Here is a 20682-nt window from a genome sequence, read left to right on the forward strand (position 1 = left end):
ATCAAGGGTTCCGGTCAACCCGCCCCCGGGATGTAGTAGCCCGCGACGGAGCGACGGGCTGGTGGGGAGAGGGAATGAGCTCAGCGGAAGGTGTTGTCCTGGTGATCGGCTGCGGGATGCGGCCATACCGGGAGTACCTGTTGGCGTCGGCCGGGCACCGGCATCCCTTGTGGCTGTTCACCGGGACCGAGCCGACGTGGCAGGAGCGCTACATCACCGGCGCCACGGTGCTGGACACACAGGACCAGGACGCCGTGCTGGCCGCGGCCCGGGCGCTGAACGCGACCACGCCGGTGCTCGGCGTGGTGTCCTGGGACGAGGCGCTGATCGTGGCGGCGGCGCATGTCGCGGACGAACTCGGGGTGCCGGGCGCCGGGATCTCCGCGATCGAAGGCTGCCGTGACAAGTGGTTCAGCCGCCGGACGCTGACCGCGGCCGGTGTCGCGCAGCCCGATTTCGGCTTCGTGCACGACGACGACCAGGCCGTCCGCGTGGCCGAACGGATCGGGTACCCGGTCGTCGTCAAGCCGCGCGGGGGTGGGGCCAGCATCGGCGTCAGCCTCGCGGAAGACGCCGAGGCGGTGCGGAAGGCGTTCCGTACCGCGGAGGACGCCAGCTTCGGCGGCTCTCCCGCCTACCAGGGCGGGGCGCTGGTCGAGGAGTACCTGGCGGGCCCGGAGATCAGTGTGGACGGCGCCGTCGTGGACGGCGAGTACACGCCGATGTTCGTGGCACACAAGACGGTCGGTATGCACCCGTACTTCGAGGAGCTCGGCCACCTGGTCAGCTCCGCGGACGAACTGCTCGCCGACCCGGCCCTGCGCTCGACGCTGGCCCGCGCGCACAGCGCGATCGACTTCCGGTACGGCATCACGCACACCGAGCTCAAGCTCACCGCACGCGGACCGGTGATCGTGGAGATCAACGGCAGGCTCGGCGGGGACCTGATCCCGTGGCTCGCCAAGTTCTCGACCGGGGTCGACCCGGGGGCGGCCGCGGTCGACGTCGCGCTCGGCATGCGTCCGCACCTCCCGCACGAGGCCGAGCCCCGATGGGTCGGCGTGCGGTTCGGCTACCCGAAACAGGATTGCGTCGTCGAGTCCGTGTCGGTCCCGGATTCCCTGCGCGACAACGGGATCCTCGCCGCCGACGTGCTCGTCGAGCCGGGTGCGCGGATGCGGCTGCCGCCGGCGGAGTTCATCTCGCGGCACGCGTACGTGATCTGCGCGGGCACCGACCCCGAAGACTGCGAAGCGGTGCTGGACAAGGCCATGGCCCAGGTCCGGTTGACCGCGCATCCCCTGTTGCCCTCGGTGGCCGCCGGCGCCTGACGCGCACCGGCACCGCAGCACACCTTCCCAGCACTCTCAACGATGGCGGAGCAAACAAATGGCGAACCGTGATGTCGAGCTGCTCGCAGTCGGAGCAGGACCGTCCAACCTGGCGCTCGCAGTGGCACTGGAAGAGCTCGCGCCCGGCCTGGCCCGCGAATCGGTCCTGCTCGAACGGGACGAAGAGGTCTCCTGGCAGCGGGGCATGCTCCTGCCGGAGGCGCTGTCGCAGGTCTCGTTCCTCAAGGACCTGGTGACCCTGCGCAACCCGCGCAGCCGCTTCTCGTTCCTGAACTACCTGCACGCCACGAACCGGCTCAACGAATTCGTGAACATGGGCAGCTTCGTCCCGTACCGGGTGGAACTCGCCGACTATCTCAAGTGGACGGCCGACTCGCTGTCCCTGGTGGACCTGCAGCGCGGCCGGGAGTGCCGTGAGATCACTCCCGTGTGGACGGACGGCACGCTCACCGGCTGGGACACCCACGTCGCCGACGGCGAGGTCATCCGCAGCCGGTACCTGGTGGTCGGCGCCGGCCGGGACGCGCGGATCCCCGACCTGCTCCGGACGGTGAACCAGGATCGCGTCATCCACAGCACGCAGTACCTGCCGAGGATCGCGAAGCTGCGCAAGGATCTTCCGTACCGTGTCGCGGTGATCGGCGCCGGGCAGAGCGCGGCGGAGCTGTTCGGCTCGGTGCAGGCCGACCTGCCCGAATGCAGGCCGACGATGGTGATGCGTTCGATCGGCCTGAACTACTACGAGAGCAGCAAGTTCAACAATGAGCTGTTCTTCCCGTCCCATGTGGACAAGTTCTTCGAGGCGCGCCCGGAAGCACGTGAGCAGATGCTCAAGGAGATGCACCACACGAACTACTCCGGGCTGGCGCCGGGCACGATGGACGCGCTCTACCGCTCCGTCTACCTTGACCGTCTTTCCGGCCGTTCCCGGCTCAAGATGATCACGATGAACGACCTCACCGACGCCCGTGACGAGGGCGACGAGATCGTGCTGGAGCTGACCGACCGGCGCACCGGCGAAGTCCAGGAACTGCGCACCGATCTCGTGCTGCTCGGCACCGGTTTCTCCCCGGAGATGCCGAGGATGGTCCAGGAGATCGCGAAGTCGATCGGCCTGTCGGAGATCAAGGTGACCCGCGACTACCGGCTGGAGATCGACCAGCCCGCGACCGCGGCCGTGTACCTCCAGGGCGTCAACGAGGCCACGCACGGGATCGCGGACTCGCTGTTGAGCGTCCTCGCCCCACGGGCCAACGACATCCTGCAGGACATCCTCGCCCACCGCGGCGAAAACCCTTCGGTGCCACCGCAGCCGACCTCGGAAACCGCCCCCATCGTCGCCACCCGCTGACCACCGAGAAGAAAGAGAAAGTCATGGAGATCCGTCCGCTTGAGCGGGAAAAGATGGTCTTCGAGAACGGCGCCTACGGCCAGCGGCTCCTGCCGTGGGCGGCGCTGAACGCGCCGTTCGAAGGCGCCTGGGTGACGGTGCCGGCGCACGGCGCGACGGGTGCGCATTCCCACCACGAGTACGAGATCTTCATCGCCGTCGACGGTGAGGCGGTCGTCGAGTCCGGGGGAGAGCGCCGTGCCTTCCGTCCCGGCGACATCGAGTTCCACAAGCCCGGTACCGAGCACCGCATCCTCAACGACGGCGCGGAGGACTTCGAGATGTACGCGATCTGGTGGGACTCCGACATGACGGCGAAGTTCGCCGCCCGGCACGCGGAAGAGGCATGAGCATGGCCGACACGCGACCGGTGGTGATCATCGGCGGCCCGCCGACGTCCAACGGGGATCTGCACATCGGGCATATCGCCGGCCCGTACCTCGGCGCCGACGTGCACCGGCGGTACCTGCGCGCGGCGGGCCGCGAGGCCGTGTTCGCCTCCTGCACCGACGACAGCCAGACCTACCTCGTCACCAGCGCGGCCCGCGTCGGGCTGACGCCGCCCGAACTGGTGAAGCAGTCGACCGAGAACATCCAGCTCACCTTCAAGGCGATGGGTGTCGAGGTCGACGGTTTCTCACCGACCGACGAAGGCTACAAGTCGCTGGTCTACGACTACGTCAAACGCCTGTATGACAAGGGAAAGCTCCGCCTGCGCAAGGTGCGGCTGCCCTACAGTGAGAGCAAGGGCGAGTTCCTGGTCGAGGGATTCGTCGGCGGTGGCTGCCCGACGTGCCTCGCCGACAGCCGCGGCGGATTCTGCGAGGGCTGCGGGCATCCGATCGACTTCGACGCGCTCATCGAGCCGTACTCGGTGCTCGACCCGGCCGACGAGGTGACCTACCGCGAGACCGAGATCATGGTCTTCCCGGTCTCGGAGTATCGCGAGCAACTCCTCGCGTACTACGAGGAACGCGGACCCGCGTGGCGGCCGCACGTACTCGGGCTGATGCGGGAACTGCTGTCCGGGCCGTTGCCCGACTTCGCGATCACGTATCCGGTGAAATGGGGCCTGCCTGCGCCGTTCCTCCAGACCCCTGGACAACGGCTCAACGCCTGGGTCGAGGGGATGCCCGCCTCGATGTACTGCACCGAGTACGCGTTGCGGCGCAACGGCAAGCCGAAGGCCGCCGACGATGACGCCTGGCTCGCGGAGAACGACGCGCGGGTCGTGGTGTTCATGGGGTTCGACCCGCTGTTCACCTGGGGAGTCGTCCACGTCGCCGAGCTGATCGCCCTCGAAGGCCGCTACGTCCTGCCGGACACCCTGCTCGTCAACGAGTTCTACGAACTGGAGAACGAGAAGTTCTCCACCAGCAAGGGCCACGTGGTCTGGGCCCGTGAGCTGGCGGCCGAGGTTCCCCGCGACATCGCGCGGTTCCACCTCAACCTCACCGCCCCCGAGTTCGCGCGGACCAACTTCTCCCGCGCCGCGCTGGAGAAGGTCGCGGGGGAGCGGCTGATCACGCCCTGGAACGAGCTCGCCGAGACGCTGGCGAAACTGACGGCCGAGGTCGGCGGTGAGAACGGCTCGCTCCCGGTATCGACCGAAGCCACGGAACGCGCCGCGGCGATGGTCTCCCGGTTCGCTCTGAACTACGAACTCGAGGACTTCAGCCTCAGCCGTGCCGCCGATCTGGTGGTGCAGCACGTCGAGCGCCTGCGCGCGGCGACGGAACGCACGCTGAAGGGCAATCTCGACCAGGAGATGCTCCGCGCCCGGCTCGGCGACCTCTTCCTCGAATTGCGGGCGCTGATCGGCTGCGCCTCGCCGATCCTGATCGACCTCGCCGAGCGTGCCGCCGAAGCAGGCGGATTCGAACCCCGGATCACCCCGGCCGCCTTCGACGTCACGCACACCACGGCCTTCACCGTGCCACCACTGGAATTCCCTCCGACGAGCGAGGTCTGACCCCCCATGTCACTCGACAGCACCCTCTCCACCGACGCGGCCCGGAGTTCCCGGCTTGCCGAACGCTTGCTGGTCCCGGCGGGATTCATCACCACGGCGGGCAACGCGTTCCAGATCACCGCCGCCGCGATCCTGGTCTTCCACGCCGAACAGACCACCCTGGCGGTCGGCTGGCTGTTCATCGCGGTGTCCATCCCGCAGGTCGCGCTCGCGGTCATGTTCGGCAAGCTGGTCGACAAGGTCGACCGCCGGATGCTGTGCGTGGCGGCGGACCTCGTGAGCGCGATGACCGCGTTCGCGCTGCCGGTGTGGCTGTGGATCGGCGGGCCGGCGAACCTCGGCTCCTACATAGCGAACTTCATGCTCGCCTGCACCGCGGCGTTGTTCATGCCCGCCAGCAACGGCCTGATCAAGGAACGGATCCGGGACGAGCGGCTGGGGAAGTTCAACTCCCACTTCGAAATGGCGAGCAACTCCGGGATGCTGCTGGCGTCTTCGCTCGCGGGCTTCCTGGTGATCTGGTTCGGCGCGACGCCGCTGTTCGTGTTCAACTCGCTGAGCTTCGTCCTGTCGGCCGTGCTGGTCTACGCGATCGGCCGCAAACCCGCCAAGGCTCCGGTGACCGAAGAGACCACGGTCACCGACTCGTCGGCACCGGTCGAAGCCCCCGCGCGCCAGCCGATCAAGCGGCTCGCGCTGCTGTACGCCAACGGCAACATCGGCCTGATGGTCGCCAACGTCATCCTGACGACGTTGATCCTGCAGACCTTCAACCAGGGCGCGTGGATGATCGGTGTGGTCGACGCGCTGGCCGGGGTCGGCTTCATCGTCGGCGCCGCCGCGTACGGCAAGGTCAGCAAGCGGTTCAAGGGGATCCATCTGGCCGTGCTCGGCACGCTCGGCAACCTGATCTGCCTCGCGATCCAGCCGCTGCACTACATCGCGCTCATGGCGGCGATCCCGTTCGCCGGGTTCTGCTTCGCGCAGGGCAGGATCGCCGCCCGCACGCTGCTGATGCGGGCCAGCCCGGAAGACCGCGTCGGCCGGATCTTCGGCGGCACCCAGGCCGTCGGTCTCGGTCTCGGCGTCGGCGCGACGGTCGTGTTGTCCTCACTGGCGGACGCGACGGCGGTGCCCTACGCCTTCTGGGGGCTGGCGATCCTGCAGGGCGCGATCGTGATCGGCACCTACTTCAGTCTGGCGAAACCGCTGTCGGCGCAGGAGAAGAAGCAGCCGGCCGAGGTTCTCGAGGCGACCGCCGCCTGAGCGCGGCGACGAGCGGAGGAAACGAAAGTCATGACGGACAAGCCGATCAAGGGTGGCGTCGCCACCTGGGCCTGCCTGCCCGGGTTCCCGCCCGCGGTGATCTTCCCCTTCACCCCGGGCGAACGCTTCGGCGTGCGGAGCCTGTACGAGTTCCAGATGCTGATGTACCGGCCGCTCTACTGGCTGGGCCGCGACGGCGCGCCCGAGATCGACTGGGACCTCAGCGTTGGCGAGGAGCCGGTGTGGGACGAGACCGGCCGCACCTGCACGGTCCGGATCAAACCGTGGAAATGGTCCAACGGCGAGACGGTCCGCGCGGACAACGTCATCTTCTGGATGAACATGCTGAAGGTGAAGGGGCCGAGGTTCGGCGCGTACTCCGAGGGCTACTTCCCGGACAACCTGGTGTCGTTCGAAAAGGTCGCCGATGACAAGGTGAGTTTCACCTTCGACAAGGCGTATTCGAAGAACTGGGTGCTGCTGAACCAGCTGACCATGATCACGCCGATGCCGAAGGCGTGGGACCGCACCGCGGACGGCCCGGCCGACGCGACGCACGACATCGGCCAGGCCGAAGCGGTCTACGAATTCCTGATGGCGGAGAACGGCGACGTCGTCGAGGAGGACAACTCGCACCGCACGCGCTGGGCCGAGAGTCCGGTGTGGAGTGTCGTCAACGGACCGTGGCGGCTCAAGAGCTACACCGAGGAAGGTGTCGTCACCTTCGTCCCGAACGAGCACTACAGCGGGCCGAACCCGCCGCATCTCGACGAGCTGCGCCAGGTGTCGACGACGTCGGACGAGCAGCAGTACGAGCTGCTGCAGTCCGGTGACGTCCAGGTCGGCTTCCTGCCGCCGGGGATGGGCGTCCAGCCGGACGGCGACCCGACGAAGGGCGGGCCCAACCCGCTGGGCGACGGTTTCCAGCTGGAGCCGCAGATCCTGTTCAACATCAACTTCATGGCGGTCAACTTCAGCAACCCGACCGTCGCCGGGAACCTGATCAGGCAGCCGTACGTCCGCCAAGCCCTCCAGAGCTGTTTCGACCAGGAGTACGGGGCCCGCGAGGTCTACCAGGGTTACGGCTGGAGCCAGACGGGGTCGATCCCGGTGCTGCCCAAGAGCGATCTGGTCTCGCCGAAGATCGCCGAGCGCGGCGGGTTCTGGCCGTTCGACCTGGAGAAGGCGCGGCAGCTGCTCGCCGACAACGGCTGGGACGTCAGCGCCTCGCCCGCGGTGTGCGTGCGCCCCGGCACCGGTCCCGGTGAAGCGGGCGAGGGCATCCCGGCCGGCACCGAGCTGAGTTTCTCCCTGCGCTACTGGGAAGGAAGGCCGTCGCTGGCGCGGCTCATGGCGCAGTTCCGCGACGACGCGGCCAAGGCCGGGATCGAGATCCGCCTCGAAGAGGTGATGGGGTCGGTCCTGGTGGCGGAGGACGGTCCCGGCGAGAAGCGGATGTGGCAGCTGTCCTGCTGGGGCGGCGGCTGGGTCTACAACTACCCGACCGGGGAGAACCTGTTCCAGAGCGGCGCCGCCTGCAACTTCAGCAACTGGCGCGACGCCAAGGCGGACGAGCTGATCGCGAAGACGGTCACCACCGACTCGCTCGAGGCGCTGTACGAGTACCAGGAGTACATCGCCGAGCAGGCGCCGGTGATCTTCATGCCGACGTTCCCGCGACGGTTGTTCGAGGTCGCGGGCAACCTGCGCGGGTTCTCGCCGATCAACCCGTACGGCTTGATCAACCCCGAGAACTGGTACTACATCGAAAACACAGCGGAGGCTGAGTCATGACCCGCCCGGTGGTGCTGGTCGGGTTCGTGGCCGCCGCGCTGGGTTCGTCCATCAAGGACTTCCAGCCGGACGGCTCGGTCATCTTCGTCGAAGAACCCGACGTCGTCCGCAAACGCGGCGCACGGAAGACGGTGGCCGGTTCGGCGCTGGTGCGCGAGCTGATCGAGTGGGAGTTCCACCTGCCCGGCAAGGCGGACGAGTTCTACCACGTCCACCACGACCTCGACCCGGCCGCCGTCGTGCCGCTGACCGAGTACGCGACCCCGTTCGCGGCCCGGCTCGCGGAACGCTACGGCCTGCCGGGCGCGGGTTTCGGCGCGGCGCAGATCCTGCGGGACAAGGCGGTGCTGCGCCTGGTCAGCCGGGCGGCGGGAATCGCGAATCCGGCGTCGGCACGCGTCGAAAGCCCGGAGCAGGTCCGCGAGTTCATGGCGCGGCACCCGGGGAAGACCGTGCTCAAACCGGCCAACCGGCAGGCCTCGGTGGGGACGCAGGTGCTCACCGACCCGGCCGAGGCCGAGCAGGCGTGGGCGAACTGCGTCGTGCAGGACGAGGGGATCTTCGTCCCGGACCGCGCGATGGAGCTGAAGATGCTGGCCGAGAGCTTCGTCGAGGGCGACGAGTACAGCGTCGAAATGCTGCTGCGGGACGGCGAGCCGCTGTTCGCCAACGTCACCGGCAAACGGCTGTTCCCCGGGCCGCGCCCGATCGAGCTCGCGCATATCGTCCCCGCCGACATCCCGGACGAGCTGACCGCGACGCTGACCGAGGAGACCCGCCGGCTCACCGACGCGGCCGGGTTCCGCACCGGGATCGTCCACTGCGAATGGATCGTCTCGGACGGCGTCCCGTACCTGGTCGAATGCGCCGGCCGGTTCGCGGGCGACGGCATCATCGAGCTGATCCAGCGCGCCTATCCGGTGGAGCTGAACCGCGCCTACTTCTCGGTCATGAAGGACGAACCGGTCGCGGACGTGTTGCCGCGCAAGGCCGAAGGCGGCGCCGCGGTCCGGTTCCTCTCGATCGAGCCCGGCCTGATCGAAGACGTGCGCGGCGTGGAGAAGGCGTCGCAGGCCGAGGGCGTGTTCCTGTGCGACGTCGAGGTTTCGGCGGGTGACCGGTTCGACGGCCTGCGCAGTTCGTGGGACCGCGTCGGCGACCTGATGGTGACCGCGGACAGCCCGGCGGAGGCGTCGCGCCTGGCCGAAGAGGCGGTCGCGCTGATCGAGATCGACGTGCGGCCGGACCGAGGAGAGAGGGAGAACGCCGCACCATGACCATCGAAGCCGTCCAGTCCACACTCCCGGCCGCCGGTTCAGTGTCGCGTGACCCTGCTTGCCTCACGCCGCTGCGGCCCACGCGGCCCCTGGCGGCGCCGGAGAAAAGCCCGAGTACATCCAGTACGAGCGACTTTTCTCCGTCTTGCCAGGAACCACGTGGATCCACAGCGGACGCAAGGCAACAGGGTCACGCGACACTGGACGTGCTCGTCACCGGGCTCTCGTCCGACGCGCACACCTGGAACCTGGTGTACCTGGAGCTGCTGCTGGAGGAACTGGGCTGCCGGGTCACCAACCTCGGCGCCTGCGTCCCGGACGCGACGATCGTGCGCGAATGCGTCACCCGGCGGCCCGACCTGCTGGTGATCAGCAGCCTCAACGGGCACGGCCGTCAGGACGGCGTCCGGCTGATGGAGACCTTCCGCGCGCGGGCCGAACTGGTCACGATGCCCGTCGTCATCGGCGGGAAGCTCGACGTCACGGGCGGCAGCAACGCGGTGCGGCTGCTGGAGGCCGGCTTCGACGCGGTGTTCGAGGACTCCGGCGGGCTGACCCCGTTCCGGACGTTCCTCCGCACCCTCTCCGTGCGCGCCCCGCTGGGCGCAGGATGAGCGTGCTCACCCCGCGGCGGGGACATTCGTTCGGCGAGGTGGTCGCACGCCACCACGCCGAGGACCGCCTGGTCGTCCAGCCCCGGATGGGTTTCGCCGATCCGGGGCGGATGACCCGCGGACTGCTGGCGACCAGGGCGGCGCGGGCCGCGACGGTCGGCACGATCACGATCGACAGCTACACCAGGGTCGGCGACCACGAGGCGGTTCGCGCGGCGCTGGCGGCCGGTGCCGATCTCAACGGGTATCCGCTCGTCGACCACGATCCCGCGACGACGACCGTGTTGCTCGACGGTGTGCTGACCGGGGACTTCCCGGTGCAGATCCGGCACGGTTCGGCGGACCCCCGCCGGATCGTCCGGTCTCTGCTGGACTTCGGGCTGCACGCGACCGAGGGCGGCCCGGTGTCGTATTGCCTGCCGTACAGCCGGATGCCGCTGTCAGCGGCCGTCGACAACTGGCGGCGTTCCTGCGAGACGCTGGCCGAGGCCCGCGGTCCCGAACTGGAGCCGCATCTGGAGACCTTCGGCGGCTGCATGATGGGCCAGCTGTGCCCTCCGGCGCTGCTGGTCGCGCTGAGTGTGCTGGAGGGGATGTTCTTCTGGCGGCACGGGATCCGCTGCCTGTCCTTCAGCTACGCGCAGCAGACCCACGCCGGGCAGGACGAGGAGGCCGTCGCCGCGCTGCACGCCCTGATCGGGGAATACGTGCCGCACGCGCGGACGCATGTGGTGATCTACGGCTACATGGGCGTGTACCCGAGGACACCGGGCGGCGCCCTGGAGCTGATCGCGGAGTCCGCGCGGCTGGCCGCCCGCACCGGTGCGAGCAGGCTGATCGTCAAGACCACCGCCGAAGCGCACCGGCTGCCGACCGTGGCGGAGAACGTGACCGCGCTCGAACACGCCGCCGAGGCCGCAAGGGGCGTGTCCCGAATCGGCAGGCTCGGCGACACCGGGATCCACGCCCAGGCGAAAGCGTTGGTGGACAACGTACTTTCGCTCGACACCGACCTCGGCAGGGCGCTGGTCACCGCGTTCGCGCGGGGTCAGCTGGACGTGCCGTTCTGCCTGCACCCGGACAACGCCGGCCACGCGCGTGGACGGCTGGACGCCGGCGGCCGCCTGGAGTGGCAGCGGATCGGCGCGATGCCGCTGGGCGACCTCGTCGACCTGCCCGCGGAACGGCGGATGACCTCGGGCGATCTGCTGGACGCGCTCCGCTACGTCGAGCGGTCGTTCGACGAGAAGTACGGGCTGCCGGGAATCGGGCCCGTGAACCGACTGACACAGGGGAGTAGGACATGACCGGATCATCGGCCGCGGCGCTGCCGCCGGGTACCCGCGAGCATCTGACGTCGCCGGTGACGCAGGCGGCGTTGCGCATCCAGAACAGCATCACCGCGGGCACCCGCGAGTACCTCGGCATGAATGGGTTCGTGGAACTGCAGCCGCCGCTGATCGGGCCGGTCACCGACCCGGGATGCCGCGGTGCCAAGCAGGTCGACGTCGATTACTACGGACACAAGTACAAGATGATGACCAGCGTCATCCTGTACAAGCAGGCTTCGCTGCTCGCGTTCGACAGGATCTTCTACGTCGCCCCGAACGTGCGGCTGGAGCCGCTGGAGACCTCGACCACCGGACGGCATCTGGTCGAGTTCACCCAGATCGACGTCGAGGTCGCGCGGGCGAGCCGCGAGGAGGTCCTCGACGTCGCTCAGGGCCTGCTCCGGCATGTGGTCGCCCACACTCTGCGAGAGTCCAAAGTGGACCTCGCCACGCTGGGCCGGGATCCGGACGCGTTCACGGCGCTGCTGGAAGAGGATTTCGAGCGGATGACGCACCGCGAGGCGGTGTCGCGGCTGCAAGGCCTGCAGCACGGGCAGAGCGCCGACGCGGAGATCGACTGGCAGGGCGAGAGGATCATCTCGGAGCAGACCAACCGGCCGTTCTTCATCGTCGACTACCCCAAGGGGTCGCGCGGGTTCACCGACGGTGAGTCCAGCACCGAACCGGGGGTGCTGCGAAACTTCGACCTCATCGCCTCGGACGGGTTCGGCGAACTCTGCAGTGGCGGTGAGCGCACGCACGAGTACCGGCGGCTGATCGAGCGGATGCGGGAGACGGGGGAGAACCCGGCGAAGTACGCCTGGTACCTCGACCTCGCGCGCGAAGGACTGCCGCCGAGTGCGGGCTTCGGGATGGGGCTGGAGCGGGTGACGCGGTACATCGCCGGGCTGGACGCGATCTGGCAGGCGAACGCGTACCCGAAGCTGCCCGGGATCGCGACGCCGTGATCACCGCACGGCAGCTCCCGGAAGACGCGATCCGGGCCAGGGCGCGGGAAGGCAGCGCGGCGATCTTCCCCGACGTCGCGGGCTACGGCCGGTCGCTGTTCGGCGCGGACGCCGACTCGGGTACCGACGAACTGGACCGCGCGCGGATCGTGCCGCCGGTGTTCGTCCCGCGGCGCCTCGAGAAGATGTTCGACCTCGCGCGTGAGCCGGTGTACGGCGATGTCGGACTGTCGACCGTGCTCGGCGGGTTCACCGCGCCGTCGCCGGTGTTCCTGTGCGCGTTCGGGTCCACGCAGGTGGCGGGCAGCGGGCTCGGGATCGCCGCGAGCGAGCAGGCGGGCAGGCTCGGGATGCCGATGGTGATCGGCGAGAACGTCGTGCCGATGCACGGATACGGCCGGATGGGAGAAAGCGCCGAAGACGGCCTGCTCGGCCGGATCCGCGCGTACGCCGATGCCGTGCCGGACGGGCTGGGCGGTGTCGTCGTGCAGCAGAGCACCGAAGACGCCGACGCGGAGGTGTGGAACCTCGTCTACAGCGACCCGGCGGCGACGAAACTGCTGGAGACCGGGCGGCTGGCGTTCGAGCTCAAGGTGGGGCAGGGCGCCAAGCCGGGGCTCGGCGGGATGACCGTGCTCTCGCGCACGGCCGCCGGCGAGATCGCCGAACAGTACACAGTGGACGAAGCCTTCGGCAAGGATCAGGCCATGGTGCTTCGGTCCAGCAGTCCCGGCACCTTCACCGGGGAGATCCTGCGCCAGCAGATCCACCTGATGCGCAACAACTACCCACGGGCCCGCGCCTGGGTGAAACTGCACCCGGGCCGCGACGTCGGCGAGGCCGCGCGGGTCGCGTGGGCGGCGGGAGCCGACGCCGTCACCGTGGACGGTGCCGAGGGCGGCACCGGCTGGGCGCCGTCGGTCTTCCTCGACCAGGTGGGGTTGCCGCTGGTCGAATGCCTGCGCCGGGTCGGCAAACACGACGCGTCGCTGCTGGTGTCGGGACGGATCTGGGAAGGCGCCCGCACGCTGAAATGCCTGGCGATGGGCGCTTCCGCGGTCGGCCTCGGCCGGGCGGCGCTGCTCGCCGTCGACGAGGACGCGACCGAAGGGCTCGTGCGGCTGGTGCGTTGCCTCGAACTCGAGCTGCGGCTGCTCGCCAGCGCGCTCGGGAAGTACGACCTCGCGGATCTCACGTCGGACGACCTTTGGTTCCCGACTCGGACGGAGCAGGACGGATGATCAATTACGACGGGAAACGGTTCCGCAAGGTCAGCACGGATCCGAACGCGCCGGTGACCCTGTACCGGCAGAAGGACGATCTGGTGTGGGCCGAGCTGACCGGCGGCGGTGTGCGGCTCGGGTCGCTCACCGGCAAATGCGGCGAGGACGGGACGATCGACATGGCCTACACGATGGTGCTGGCCAGTGGTCAGGTGATCGCGGGGCGCAGCAGGAACACGCCGGAGTTCCTGCCGGACGGGCGGATCCGGCTGAACGAGGTGTGGGAGCGGTACGGGACCCCCGGCTCTCGCGGAACCTCCGCCATCGAAGAAGTGGCCGAGTAGGTCGTTTCGCGCGTGAAGGGGCCCCCTTCCCTCGGCTCAGCCGAGGGAAGGGGGCCCCTTCACGCGCTTGCGGGCTGCACTCGCGCGCCCGGCGTCATCCGTCCCGGGACACGTGAGTTACGGCTCCAGACACGTGAGTTACGGCTTCAATCATGCGTGTTACGCCTCTGGTCACGGCCCCGGGCCGGCGCGGCACCGGATTTCTACCCGCTTTATCGTCCGGAAGGCGAATTCACGCGACCGAAAAGGGTAGGCGAGGGGGCTGAACGGCGCACGCCGAAAGGAGTAGTTCAGCTCGGGTTCTTTTCCAGGTAGTCCGTCCAGACCTTCTTTGGTACGCACATTCGCCACGAGTCGACGATCAGTTCTCGTAACTCTTCGTAATCGATCGCGGACAGCCGGACGCGGACCCACTGATAGCGCATATCGGACGGAATCGGCATCATGAACTTCTCCGGCTCGCCGGCCACGAGCGCTTCCCGCTCCTCTTTGGGATAGCCGAATCCCATCACGGTTTCGTCGGGCGAGAGCGAAAGGAACACGATTCGGCCTACGCGGAACTTCGCACGGTCGCGGACCAGCGCTTCATAGGCGCGGGGCAGGTCCGAAACGATCCGTCTGACGTCATCCCCGGTTACCATTTTTCCACCATTCTCCGCTGTCTGTTCCCCAGTCACCCTTGACGCCCATGGTGAAGGCGACGTAAAGGTATTCGTCGAGGATCTTCGCCAGTGACACGGGTCTGCCCACCAGGGCGGGGATTTCCGCCCCGCCGTCCCCTGTCTCGGCGATCACCGCGGCGGCCCACGTGCGGCCGAGTCGCTGATGCGCACCGAAAGCGGCGCCGTCGCGGGCGCCGTGAATGGCGGCCGCGATGGCGGCGTCCCACGGCATGATCGTGTTGGGCCGCAACGCATGCAGCGCCTTGGCGGCGGCGGTCGGGCCCAGCGTACGCCTGGTCCGTCCCGCTGAGACGACGATACCCGAGAGGTCCGCGTAGGCCTTCGCGGCGGTGTCGATCTCCGCGTCCGTCAGGCCGGCCAGATCGGCCGACGGGAGAGTGGTGCCCCAGGTCTCCCACCAGGCCTGGACGCCGTCGTCGAAGGGGGGGTTCGCCTTCCCGCGGGTACCGGATACGGCATCCCCACGAGTTCAGCCAGCGAAGAAGAATTGTGCGATGCGCGGACCGTGACAGGTCGATCGCGGACTGCGTTTCCTTGACCAGTCGGAGCCAAGAGGCGTCCACATTCGCGAAACCGTTGAACACTTCGGCGGCCCGCCGGAGTTCGGCGAGCGGGGGCAGGGGGTCAGACATGGGCGAACCCTATCCGGTGCCACCAAGGGGGTGAATTTCCCCGTCCAACTATTGGACTTTGTACATTGAGTCACCTATTTGTATCTGCTGCATGGTTCATTGGTCCTTTAGGGTTGTGGCCAGGAAGGCCACAAGGATGGCGGTCACGCAGTGCGATCGCGTTACCTCATCCAGGGGAGGGAGAGGGCATGGGCAGACCCGAGCGACCGTTGGACGGCTCCACTGGTCCGATCGCCGCATTCGCTCACGATCTGCGCGTTTTGAGGAACCGGGCGGGAAACCCGAGTTACCGGGAACTCGCCAGGACCGCACTGTTCGCACCTTCCGTGCTGTCCAGCGCGGCGAGCGGCCACCGGTTGCCGACGCTCGCCGTGACGTTGGCGTTCGTCTCCGCGTGCGGTGGGGACCGTGCGGTGTGGGAACGGCGTTGGCGGAGTGTCGCCGGACAGCCGGGCACCGGCGCCGAAACACGGGAGGAGCGTGTGCCCGTGCCGGCCGACGCTCCACCGGACGGCGCGCACGGCACGGCATCCGGCGTCCTCCGCCTCGCCCGTCCGGCCCAGCTCCCCATGGGATCGAGGACTTTCGTCGGCAGGGAAAGGGATCTGGCCGACGCCGCCGAGATGATCGGGGCGAGCGGGCCGGTCAAGGTGCCGTTGCTCGTCAGCGGCCCGATCGGGGTGGGCAAGACGGCTTTCGCCTTGCGGCTGGCGGAAGAGGTGGCGGCGGACTTCCCGGACGGGCAGCTCTACGCCGAACTGGGCGACAGCGGCTCCGGGGGCCGCTCGGCCAACGGGATCGTGCGCGGATTCCTGCGCGCGCTCGGCGTGCCCGCCCATCTGGTGCCCGACGATCCCATGCAGCGGATCGGGCTGTACCGGTCCCTGCTGGCGGAACGCAGGTTGTTCGTGCTCCTGACGGGCGTCCGGGACGAGGGGCAGGTGCGGCCGCTGCTCGGCCAGGCCCCGCACAGCCAGGTCGTGCTGACCAGCCGCGCCCGGCTGCTCGGTTTGGAGGACACGAACCGTGTCGAGCTCGATACGTTCTCCCGCAGGGAATCGCTGGCCTTGATCGGCCGGATCGCCGGACCGGGCCGGGTGCGGGCGGAGCACGACGCCACCGACACGATCGCCGAACTGTGCGGGGACCTTCCGCTGGCGGTCAACATCGTCGGCCGCAAGATCGCCGCGCGCCCGGAATGGGCCATCGCCTACACCGCGGGCCAGCTCGCCGATCGCGAACGGCTCATGGACAGTCTCTGTGTCGGTGACGTCAACGTGCGCGACCGGTTTTCCGCGGCGTACGACCATCTGTCGCCCACCGAACGGGAGGCGATCCAGCACTTCGGGCAGAGCGGAGCGGGCTGGACGACGTCGATCGGCGTCGCCGCCGCGATGGGCATCATGATCGAGACCGCCGACGATCTCCTCGAATCCGTGGTGGACGCCGGACTTCTCCAGCGCGCCAACGTCGCCGGCCGTTACGCGGTCTCCCGGTTGGTCAGCGCGTTCGCCGCCGAACGGCGACGGGAACCGAGCCCGTTCGCCGCCGCCGTCCCGATGGCGGGCCGCAGGACACGGAAGAACGCGTTCGAATCGCTGCGCCACGAGGCGGTGCGCACCCTGCCGGGTGGCTCGTCCGAAGGTTGATTGTTCTCCCCGCGCGGCGCTTCCGGTCAACGGGCCGCGCGGCTTGAATGAGTCGACGAATGAAGGCGAGCGAAATTCGGTGACACAATGCTGATTCTGTCGATGAAAGAGGGTCACGATGGCGGGATCGTGGCGATCGAGGACGGCAAGCTGCTGTTCGCGCTGGAGTCGGAAAAGGACAACTACCCGCGCTACGACCGGATCACCGGCGAGCTGATGGCGCGCGCGGCGGGCATGCTGGACAAGCAGCCCGACGTCGTCGCGCTCGGCGGCTGGGTCAAGGGGGAGTTCTCGGTGGAACCGCCGTCCCGCACCGGATACTTCGGTGTCGGAGAGGGCGCGATCTCCGACGAGGCAGGCAGGTTCTTCGGCAAGGACGTGCGGTACTTCTCCTCGACCCACGAGCGCTCGCATATCTACACCTCCCTCGGGATGGCCCCCGCGGCGCCCGGCCAGGCGTACTACTCCCTGGTGTGGGAAGGGAACATCGGTGACTTCTACCGGATCGACGAGCGCGGCGAGGCCACGCACCTGCAGCACGTCCTGACCGACCCCGGCGCGAAGTACGCGTATCTCTTCGCGCTGGCCGACCCGGGTTTCCCGCTGGGCAAGGGGAAGTTCCGGTTCAACGACGCCGGCAAGCAGATGGCGCTGACCGGGTTCGCCGAGCCGGGCCCGCTCACGCCGGACGAGCAGAAGACGATCGACTTCATCCTCGACCGCGACGGCATCATCCTCGGTCTGTCCAAAGAGGAGATGTCCTGGTCCCATCTGTACAACGCCGGTGTCTGGTCGCAGGAATACCGCAACGCGGCGGCGAAGCACTCGCAGGCGATCTTCAACCGCTTCCACGACTACGCCGAGAAGAACCTGACCGAAGGCCTGCCGCTGCTGATCTCCGGCGGCTGCGGCCTGAACTGCGACTGGAACCGCTTGTGGCGGGAGAGCGGTCTGTTCTCCTCGGTGTTCGTGCCGCCGTGCCCCAACGACAGCGGTTCCGCGCTGGGCACCGCCATCGACGCGCAATGGTTCTACACCGGGCAGGCGACCATCGAATGGGACGTCTACGCCGGCGAGAACTTCGTCGAGGACGTCGTCCCGGATCCCGCCAAGTACGAGACGCGGCCGCTCGTGGCGAGTGAGGTCGCGAAGTACCTCAAGGACGGCAACATCATCGGCTGGGCGCGTGGCCGGTACGAGATGGGCCCGCGGGCGCTGGGCAACCGGTCGATCCTGGCCGCGCCGTTCACCGTGGACACCACCGTGCGGCTCAACAAGATCAAACGCCGCGAGGACTACCGCCCGATCGCCCCGATCGCACTGGAATCCGATGCCCCCCAGTGGTTCGTCGGCTCGGTGCAGGACCCGTACATGCTGTACTTCAATCACGTCACCTCCGACGAGTTGAAGGCCATCACGCATGTCGACGGCACCGCGCGCACCCAGACGGTGACGCGGGAACGCAACGCCGGCATCACCGACCTGCTCGAGGCGTTCCGTGAGCAGACCGGGTTCAGCGTGCTGTGCAACACGTCGCTGAACAACAACGGGCGCGGTTTCCTCAACCGCACCAGCGATCTCATCGAGTACGGGGAGACGTACGGCCTCGACGGCTACGTCATCAACGACACGTTCGTGACTCCGCGTACCTCCTGAAATCCTTGCCCGACGGGGGCAAGGCCCGGATGCCACCACCCAGCAGTGGCATCCGGGTACCTCGTGGTGCCCGAACGAAGTCCCGCCCGGAGGGGGAAGACCATGCGAGTCGTGTTTGCGGGCGGTGGTGTCATCGCGCTGCTGACCGCGCTGGAGTGTGTGTCGGCCGGGCACGAAGTGGTGCTCGCCGATCAGGCGGACATCCCGTTCACCGGCGCGACCTCGTTCGACCGGCACCGCGTGCTGCGCGCGTTGCACACCGGCGACCCGGCCACCACGGCGGCCGCCGTCGGCGCGCATCACGCGTGGATCGAGCTCGAACACCTGCTGTCCACGTCGTTCTACGAACAGGTCGGAGCGCTCACCGCGCTTCCGGCGCCGGAGGCGGCGGCCGCACGGGAACTGCTGACGACGGCCGGATCGAAGGCCGGCGTGCTCGGCGCGGACGAGCTCGCGGCGGAATTCCCGCACGCCGGGTTCGTCCCCGGGACGGGCGCGGTCTTCGAGTCGCACGCGGGGGTCCTGCTCGCCGATCGCGTACTGACCGCGTGCGCCACGCGGCTGCGATGGCACGCGAACGCGGAACTCCATCCGCACCGCAAGGTCGCCGGGATCGACGCCGACCGGGCCGAGGTCCGGCTGGCCGACGGCGAGACCCTTCGCGGTGACGCCGTCCTGGTGGCGGCGGGCCCGTGGTCACGGGACCTGCTGGCCCCCGCGCTGTCCAGGGAACTCGTGCTGCACCGGCAGACGATGCTCTACTGCGACGTCCCGCCCGCCGACGCCGCCGCGTGGGCCGCGACCCCGGCGATCACCTCGCTCGGCTCCGACGGGGGTGCGTGGCTGGTGCCGCCCGTCGCCGGGACGCCGCTGAAGCTCAGCGCCGCGAGTGCGTGCCGCGTCGTCGACGAGATCGGCGGCGCCACGGTGCCCTCGTGGTGGCGTGAGCACCTGATCGACACGTTCTCCACGCTGATCCCGGGCTTCCGCCGGGATTGGCTGGTCGACACCCGGGACTGTCATTACCTGGCCCGGCGCTCCACCCTCGGCCCGATGCTCGCCGTCCTCGGCGACCGGGTCCTGACCTACGCGGCGTGCGGCGGCTCGTCGTTCAAGTTCGCCCCGCTGATCGCCCGGTCCCTCGCCGCGCGCCTGACCGGCGCCGGCCTGGTCCCGACCGGACTCGAACCGCTCGACCGGCCGCTCGTGCGAGCGGGCGGTGCCCACCCGATCCGTCCTGCCCTGCGAGGTGTGTCGTGAAACTGCTCGCGCTGGAAGCCAGCCAGAACTCCTACTACTACCTGCCCCGGTATCAGCAGATCGAGGACTTCGGCGGGGTGCTGTACGTGCTCAACGGGATCGGGACCGAGGATCTCTGGCCGTCCGAGCGCTACCGGATCGCCGGCAGCGACCACATCGACGACCTGATCCGGCACGCGAAAGCCTGGCATGCCGAGGAGTCGTTCGACGGCGTGCTCACCTTCTCCGAGTCCGGTGTGGTCCTGGTCGCCGCGGTCGCGGAAGCGCTCGGCCTGCCCGGTATCGGCGTCGACGCGGCGCGGACCAGCCGGAACAAGCTGATCATGCGGCAGGCGCACGAAAAGGGCGGGGCCGCGCATCCGGACTACCGGTTCGTCGAAGACCTCGATTCGGCTCTTCAAGCGGCCGACGACTTCGGCTATCCGGTGATCCTCAAACCGACGCTCGGCGCGGCCAGCAACTTCGTCTTCCGGGTCGATGACGAAGAGAAGATGCGGGAGCGTTACGCGCAGGCGCGTGAAGGCATCGACGGCATGTCCTGGTACAACATGGAGGCCGAAGGGCTGGACCTCGGCCCGCACGGCCTGCTCGTCGAGTCCTTTCTGGACGGTCACGAGCATCTCATCGAAGCGGTGTCCTGGGACGACGAGGTGTACCTAGGGTCCATTGTGGACAGGGTCACCTCGGAGGGGGAGACCTTCGACGACGACGTGCACCACGCGCCCACGTCGCTCACCGCCGAGCAGGTGGCCGAAGTGCACGCGGTGGTGGCCGCCGGCGTGCGGGCGCAGGGGCTCACCCGCGGCGCGCTGCACGCCGAGGTCCGGTTCCACCAGGGCAAACCGTTCCTGCTGGAGATCGCCGTCCGGCCCGGTGGCGGAGGACTCGACCACATGGCGCGGCTTTCGGCCGGGTACGACCCGATCAAGGGACTCATGGACGTCTCCCGCGGTGTGCGGCCGGATGTCCACCACTTCAGCCCGACCGGGCTGCACACCGCCGCGATGTGCCTGATCTGCCCCGGCGGCGTGATCGCCTCGATCGACGTCCCGCCCGCGGTGAGCGAATCGAATTCCTTGTACTACCTCAAGATCTTCGCCAAGCCGGGGGATCTGATCAAGCGCCCGCCGTTCGGCAACAACATCTTCGGCGGCATCGGCGCGCTCGGCTCGTCCTTCGACGAAGCGATGCGCAACGCCAACGACCTCGCCGGGAAGATCGAGGTCAAGCTCTCCGAAACACAGAAATAGCAATGAAACCGCGTGGAGGAA

General features: G+C 68.5%; 18 protein-coding genes. 16 read left to right on the plus strand and 2 right to left on the minus strand.

Translation table 11 applies throughout. The features are described from left to right. The first annotated feature begins 74 nt into the window (after nucleotides 1-74). From ACLJQ7_RS19835 to ACLJQ7_RS19890, 12 genes are all read left to right on the plus strand, one after another. Nucleotides 75-1331 carry an ATP-grasp domain-containing protein gene (locus tag ACLJQ7_RS19835; protein ID WP_410649659.1) on the plus strand — a complete coding sequence of 419 codons (1257 nt, stop codon included), beginning with the start codon at nucleotides 75-77 and terminating at the stop codon, nucleotides 1329-1331. A gap of 58 nt (nucleotides 1332-1389) precedes the next feature. Then, entirely contained in the window at nucleotides 1390-2703 is a 1314-nt protein-coding gene (locus ACLJQ7_RS19840; RefSeq protein ID WP_410649660.1) for a lysine N(6)-hydroxylase/L-ornithine N(5)-oxygenase family protein, read from the plus strand. Nucleotides 2704-2726: 23 nt separating this feature from the next. Further along, nucleotides 2727-3092 (plus strand): cupin domain-containing protein, encoded by a 366-nt coding sequence (locus tag ACLJQ7_RS19845; RefSeq protein ID WP_410649661.1) that lies wholly within the window; start codon nucleotides 2727-2729, stop codon nucleotides 3090-3092. A gap of 2 nt (nucleotides 3093-3094) precedes the next feature. Continuing rightward, nucleotides 3095-4714: a class I tRNA ligase family protein gene (locus ACLJQ7_RS19850; RefSeq protein ID WP_410649662.1), complete on the plus strand. Its 1620-nt coding sequence runs from the start codon at nucleotides 3095-3097 to the stop codon at nucleotides 4712-4714. 6 nt (nucleotides 4715-4720) lie between these two features. After that, entirely contained in the window at nucleotides 4721-5980 is a 1260-nt protein-coding gene (locus ACLJQ7_RS19855; RefSeq protein WP_410649663.1) for an MFS transporter, read from the plus strand. 30 nt (nucleotides 5981-6010) lie between these two features. Further along, nucleotides 6011-7774: an ABC transporter substrate-binding protein gene (locus ACLJQ7_RS19860; protein WP_410649664.1), complete on the plus strand. Its 1764-nt coding sequence runs from the start codon at nucleotides 6011-6013 to the stop codon at nucleotides 7772-7774. Then, complete coding sequence (locus ACLJQ7_RS19865) at nucleotides 7771-9051, plus strand: ATP-grasp domain-containing protein (RefSeq protein ID WP_410649665.1); 1281 nt, start codon at nucleotides 7771-7773, stop codon at nucleotides 9049-9051. Before ACLJQ7_RS19860 ends, ACLJQ7_RS19865 begins: the two co-directional genes overlap by 4 nt. 206 nt (nucleotides 9052-9257) lie before the next feature. Beyond that, nucleotides 9258-9665 (plus strand): cobalamin B12-binding domain-containing protein, encoded by a 408-nt coding sequence (locus ACLJQ7_RS19870; protein ID WP_410649666.1) that lies wholly within the window; start codon nucleotides 9258-9260, stop codon nucleotides 9663-9665. Continuing rightward, the gene (locus ACLJQ7_RS19875; protein WP_410649667.1) at nucleotides 9662-10972 is read left to right on the plus strand and encodes a methylaspartate mutase; all 1311 of its coding nucleotides are present in this window, start codon (nucleotides 9662-9664) and stop codon (nucleotides 10970-10972) included. The genes ACLJQ7_RS19870 and ACLJQ7_RS19875 overlap by 4 nt, the downstream gene beginning before the upstream one ends. Next, entirely contained in the window at nucleotides 10969-11964 is a 996-nt protein-coding gene (locus ACLJQ7_RS19880) for an asparagine synthetase A (protein WP_410649668.1), read from the plus strand. The genes ACLJQ7_RS19875 and ACLJQ7_RS19880 overlap by 4 nt, the downstream gene beginning before the upstream one ends. Further along, the gene (locus ACLJQ7_RS19885) at nucleotides 11961-13205 is read left to right on the plus strand and encodes a glutamate synthase-related protein (RefSeq protein WP_410649669.1); all 1245 of its coding nucleotides are present in this window, start codon (nucleotides 11961-11963) and stop codon (nucleotides 13203-13205) included. Before ACLJQ7_RS19880 ends, ACLJQ7_RS19885 begins: the two co-directional genes overlap by 4 nt. Beyond that, nucleotides 13202-13531 (plus strand): hypothetical protein, encoded by a 330-nt coding sequence (locus ACLJQ7_RS19890; RefSeq protein WP_410649670.1) that lies wholly within the window; start codon nucleotides 13202-13204, stop codon nucleotides 13529-13531. Before ACLJQ7_RS19885 ends, ACLJQ7_RS19890 begins: the two co-directional genes overlap by 4 nt. A gap of 290 nt (nucleotides 13532-13821) precedes the next feature. Here ACLJQ7_RS19890 and ACLJQ7_RS19895 read toward each other — a convergent pair whose 3' ends face one another. Together ACLJQ7_RS19895 and ACLJQ7_RS19900 are read right to left on the minus strand one after the other, a co-directional pair. Beyond that, a complete protein-coding gene (locus tag ACLJQ7_RS19895; RefSeq protein ID WP_410649823.1) occupies nucleotides 13822-14172 on the minus strand; it encodes an MmcQ/YjbR family DNA-binding protein in 351 nt (116 codons plus the stop codon). Beyond that, the gene (locus ACLJQ7_RS19900) at nucleotides 14156-14443 is read right to left on the minus strand and encodes a hypothetical protein (protein WP_410649671.1); all 288 of its coding nucleotides are present in this window, start codon (nucleotides 14441-14443) and stop codon (nucleotides 14156-14158) included. The genes ACLJQ7_RS19895 and ACLJQ7_RS19900 overlap by 17 nt, the downstream gene beginning before the upstream one ends. A gap of 591 nt (nucleotides 14444-15034) precedes the next feature. Here ACLJQ7_RS19900 and ACLJQ7_RS19905 point away from each other — a divergent pair. The 4 genes from ACLJQ7_RS19905 (at nucleotide 15035) to ACLJQ7_RS19920 (ending at nucleotide 20661) form a co-directional block, all read left to right on the plus strand. After that, entirely contained in the window at nucleotides 15035-16495 is a 1461-nt protein-coding gene (locus tag ACLJQ7_RS19905) for an NB-ARC domain-containing protein (RefSeq protein WP_410649672.1), read from the plus strand. An 87-nt stretch (nucleotides 16496-16582) separates the two neighbouring features. Then, on the plus strand, nucleotides 16583-18151 hold the full coding sequence (locus ACLJQ7_RS19910) for a carbamoyltransferase C-terminal domain-containing protein (RefSeq protein ID WP_410649673.1): 1569 nt from the start codon (nucleotides 16583-16585) through the stop codon (nucleotides 18149-18151). A gap of 102 nt (nucleotides 18152-18253) precedes the next feature. Then, entirely contained in the window at nucleotides 18254-19411 is a 1158-nt protein-coding gene (locus ACLJQ7_RS19915; RefSeq protein WP_410649674.1) for an NAD(P)/FAD-dependent oxidoreductase, read from the plus strand. After that, nucleotides 19408-20661, plus strand: coding sequence for an ATP-grasp domain-containing protein (locus ACLJQ7_RS19920; RefSeq protein WP_410649675.1), 1254 nt, complete (start codon nucleotides 19408-19410; stop codon nucleotides 20659-20661). The genes ACLJQ7_RS19915 and ACLJQ7_RS19920 overlap by 4 nt, the downstream gene beginning before the upstream one ends. The last annotated feature ends 21 nt before the right edge of the window (nucleotides 20662-20682 follow it).

It is taken from the genome of Amycolatopsis sp. cmx-4-54, from assembly GCF_046548895.1.
Lineage (GTDB): Bacteria > Actinomycetota > Actinomycetes > Mycobacteriales > Pseudonocardiaceae > Amycolatopsis.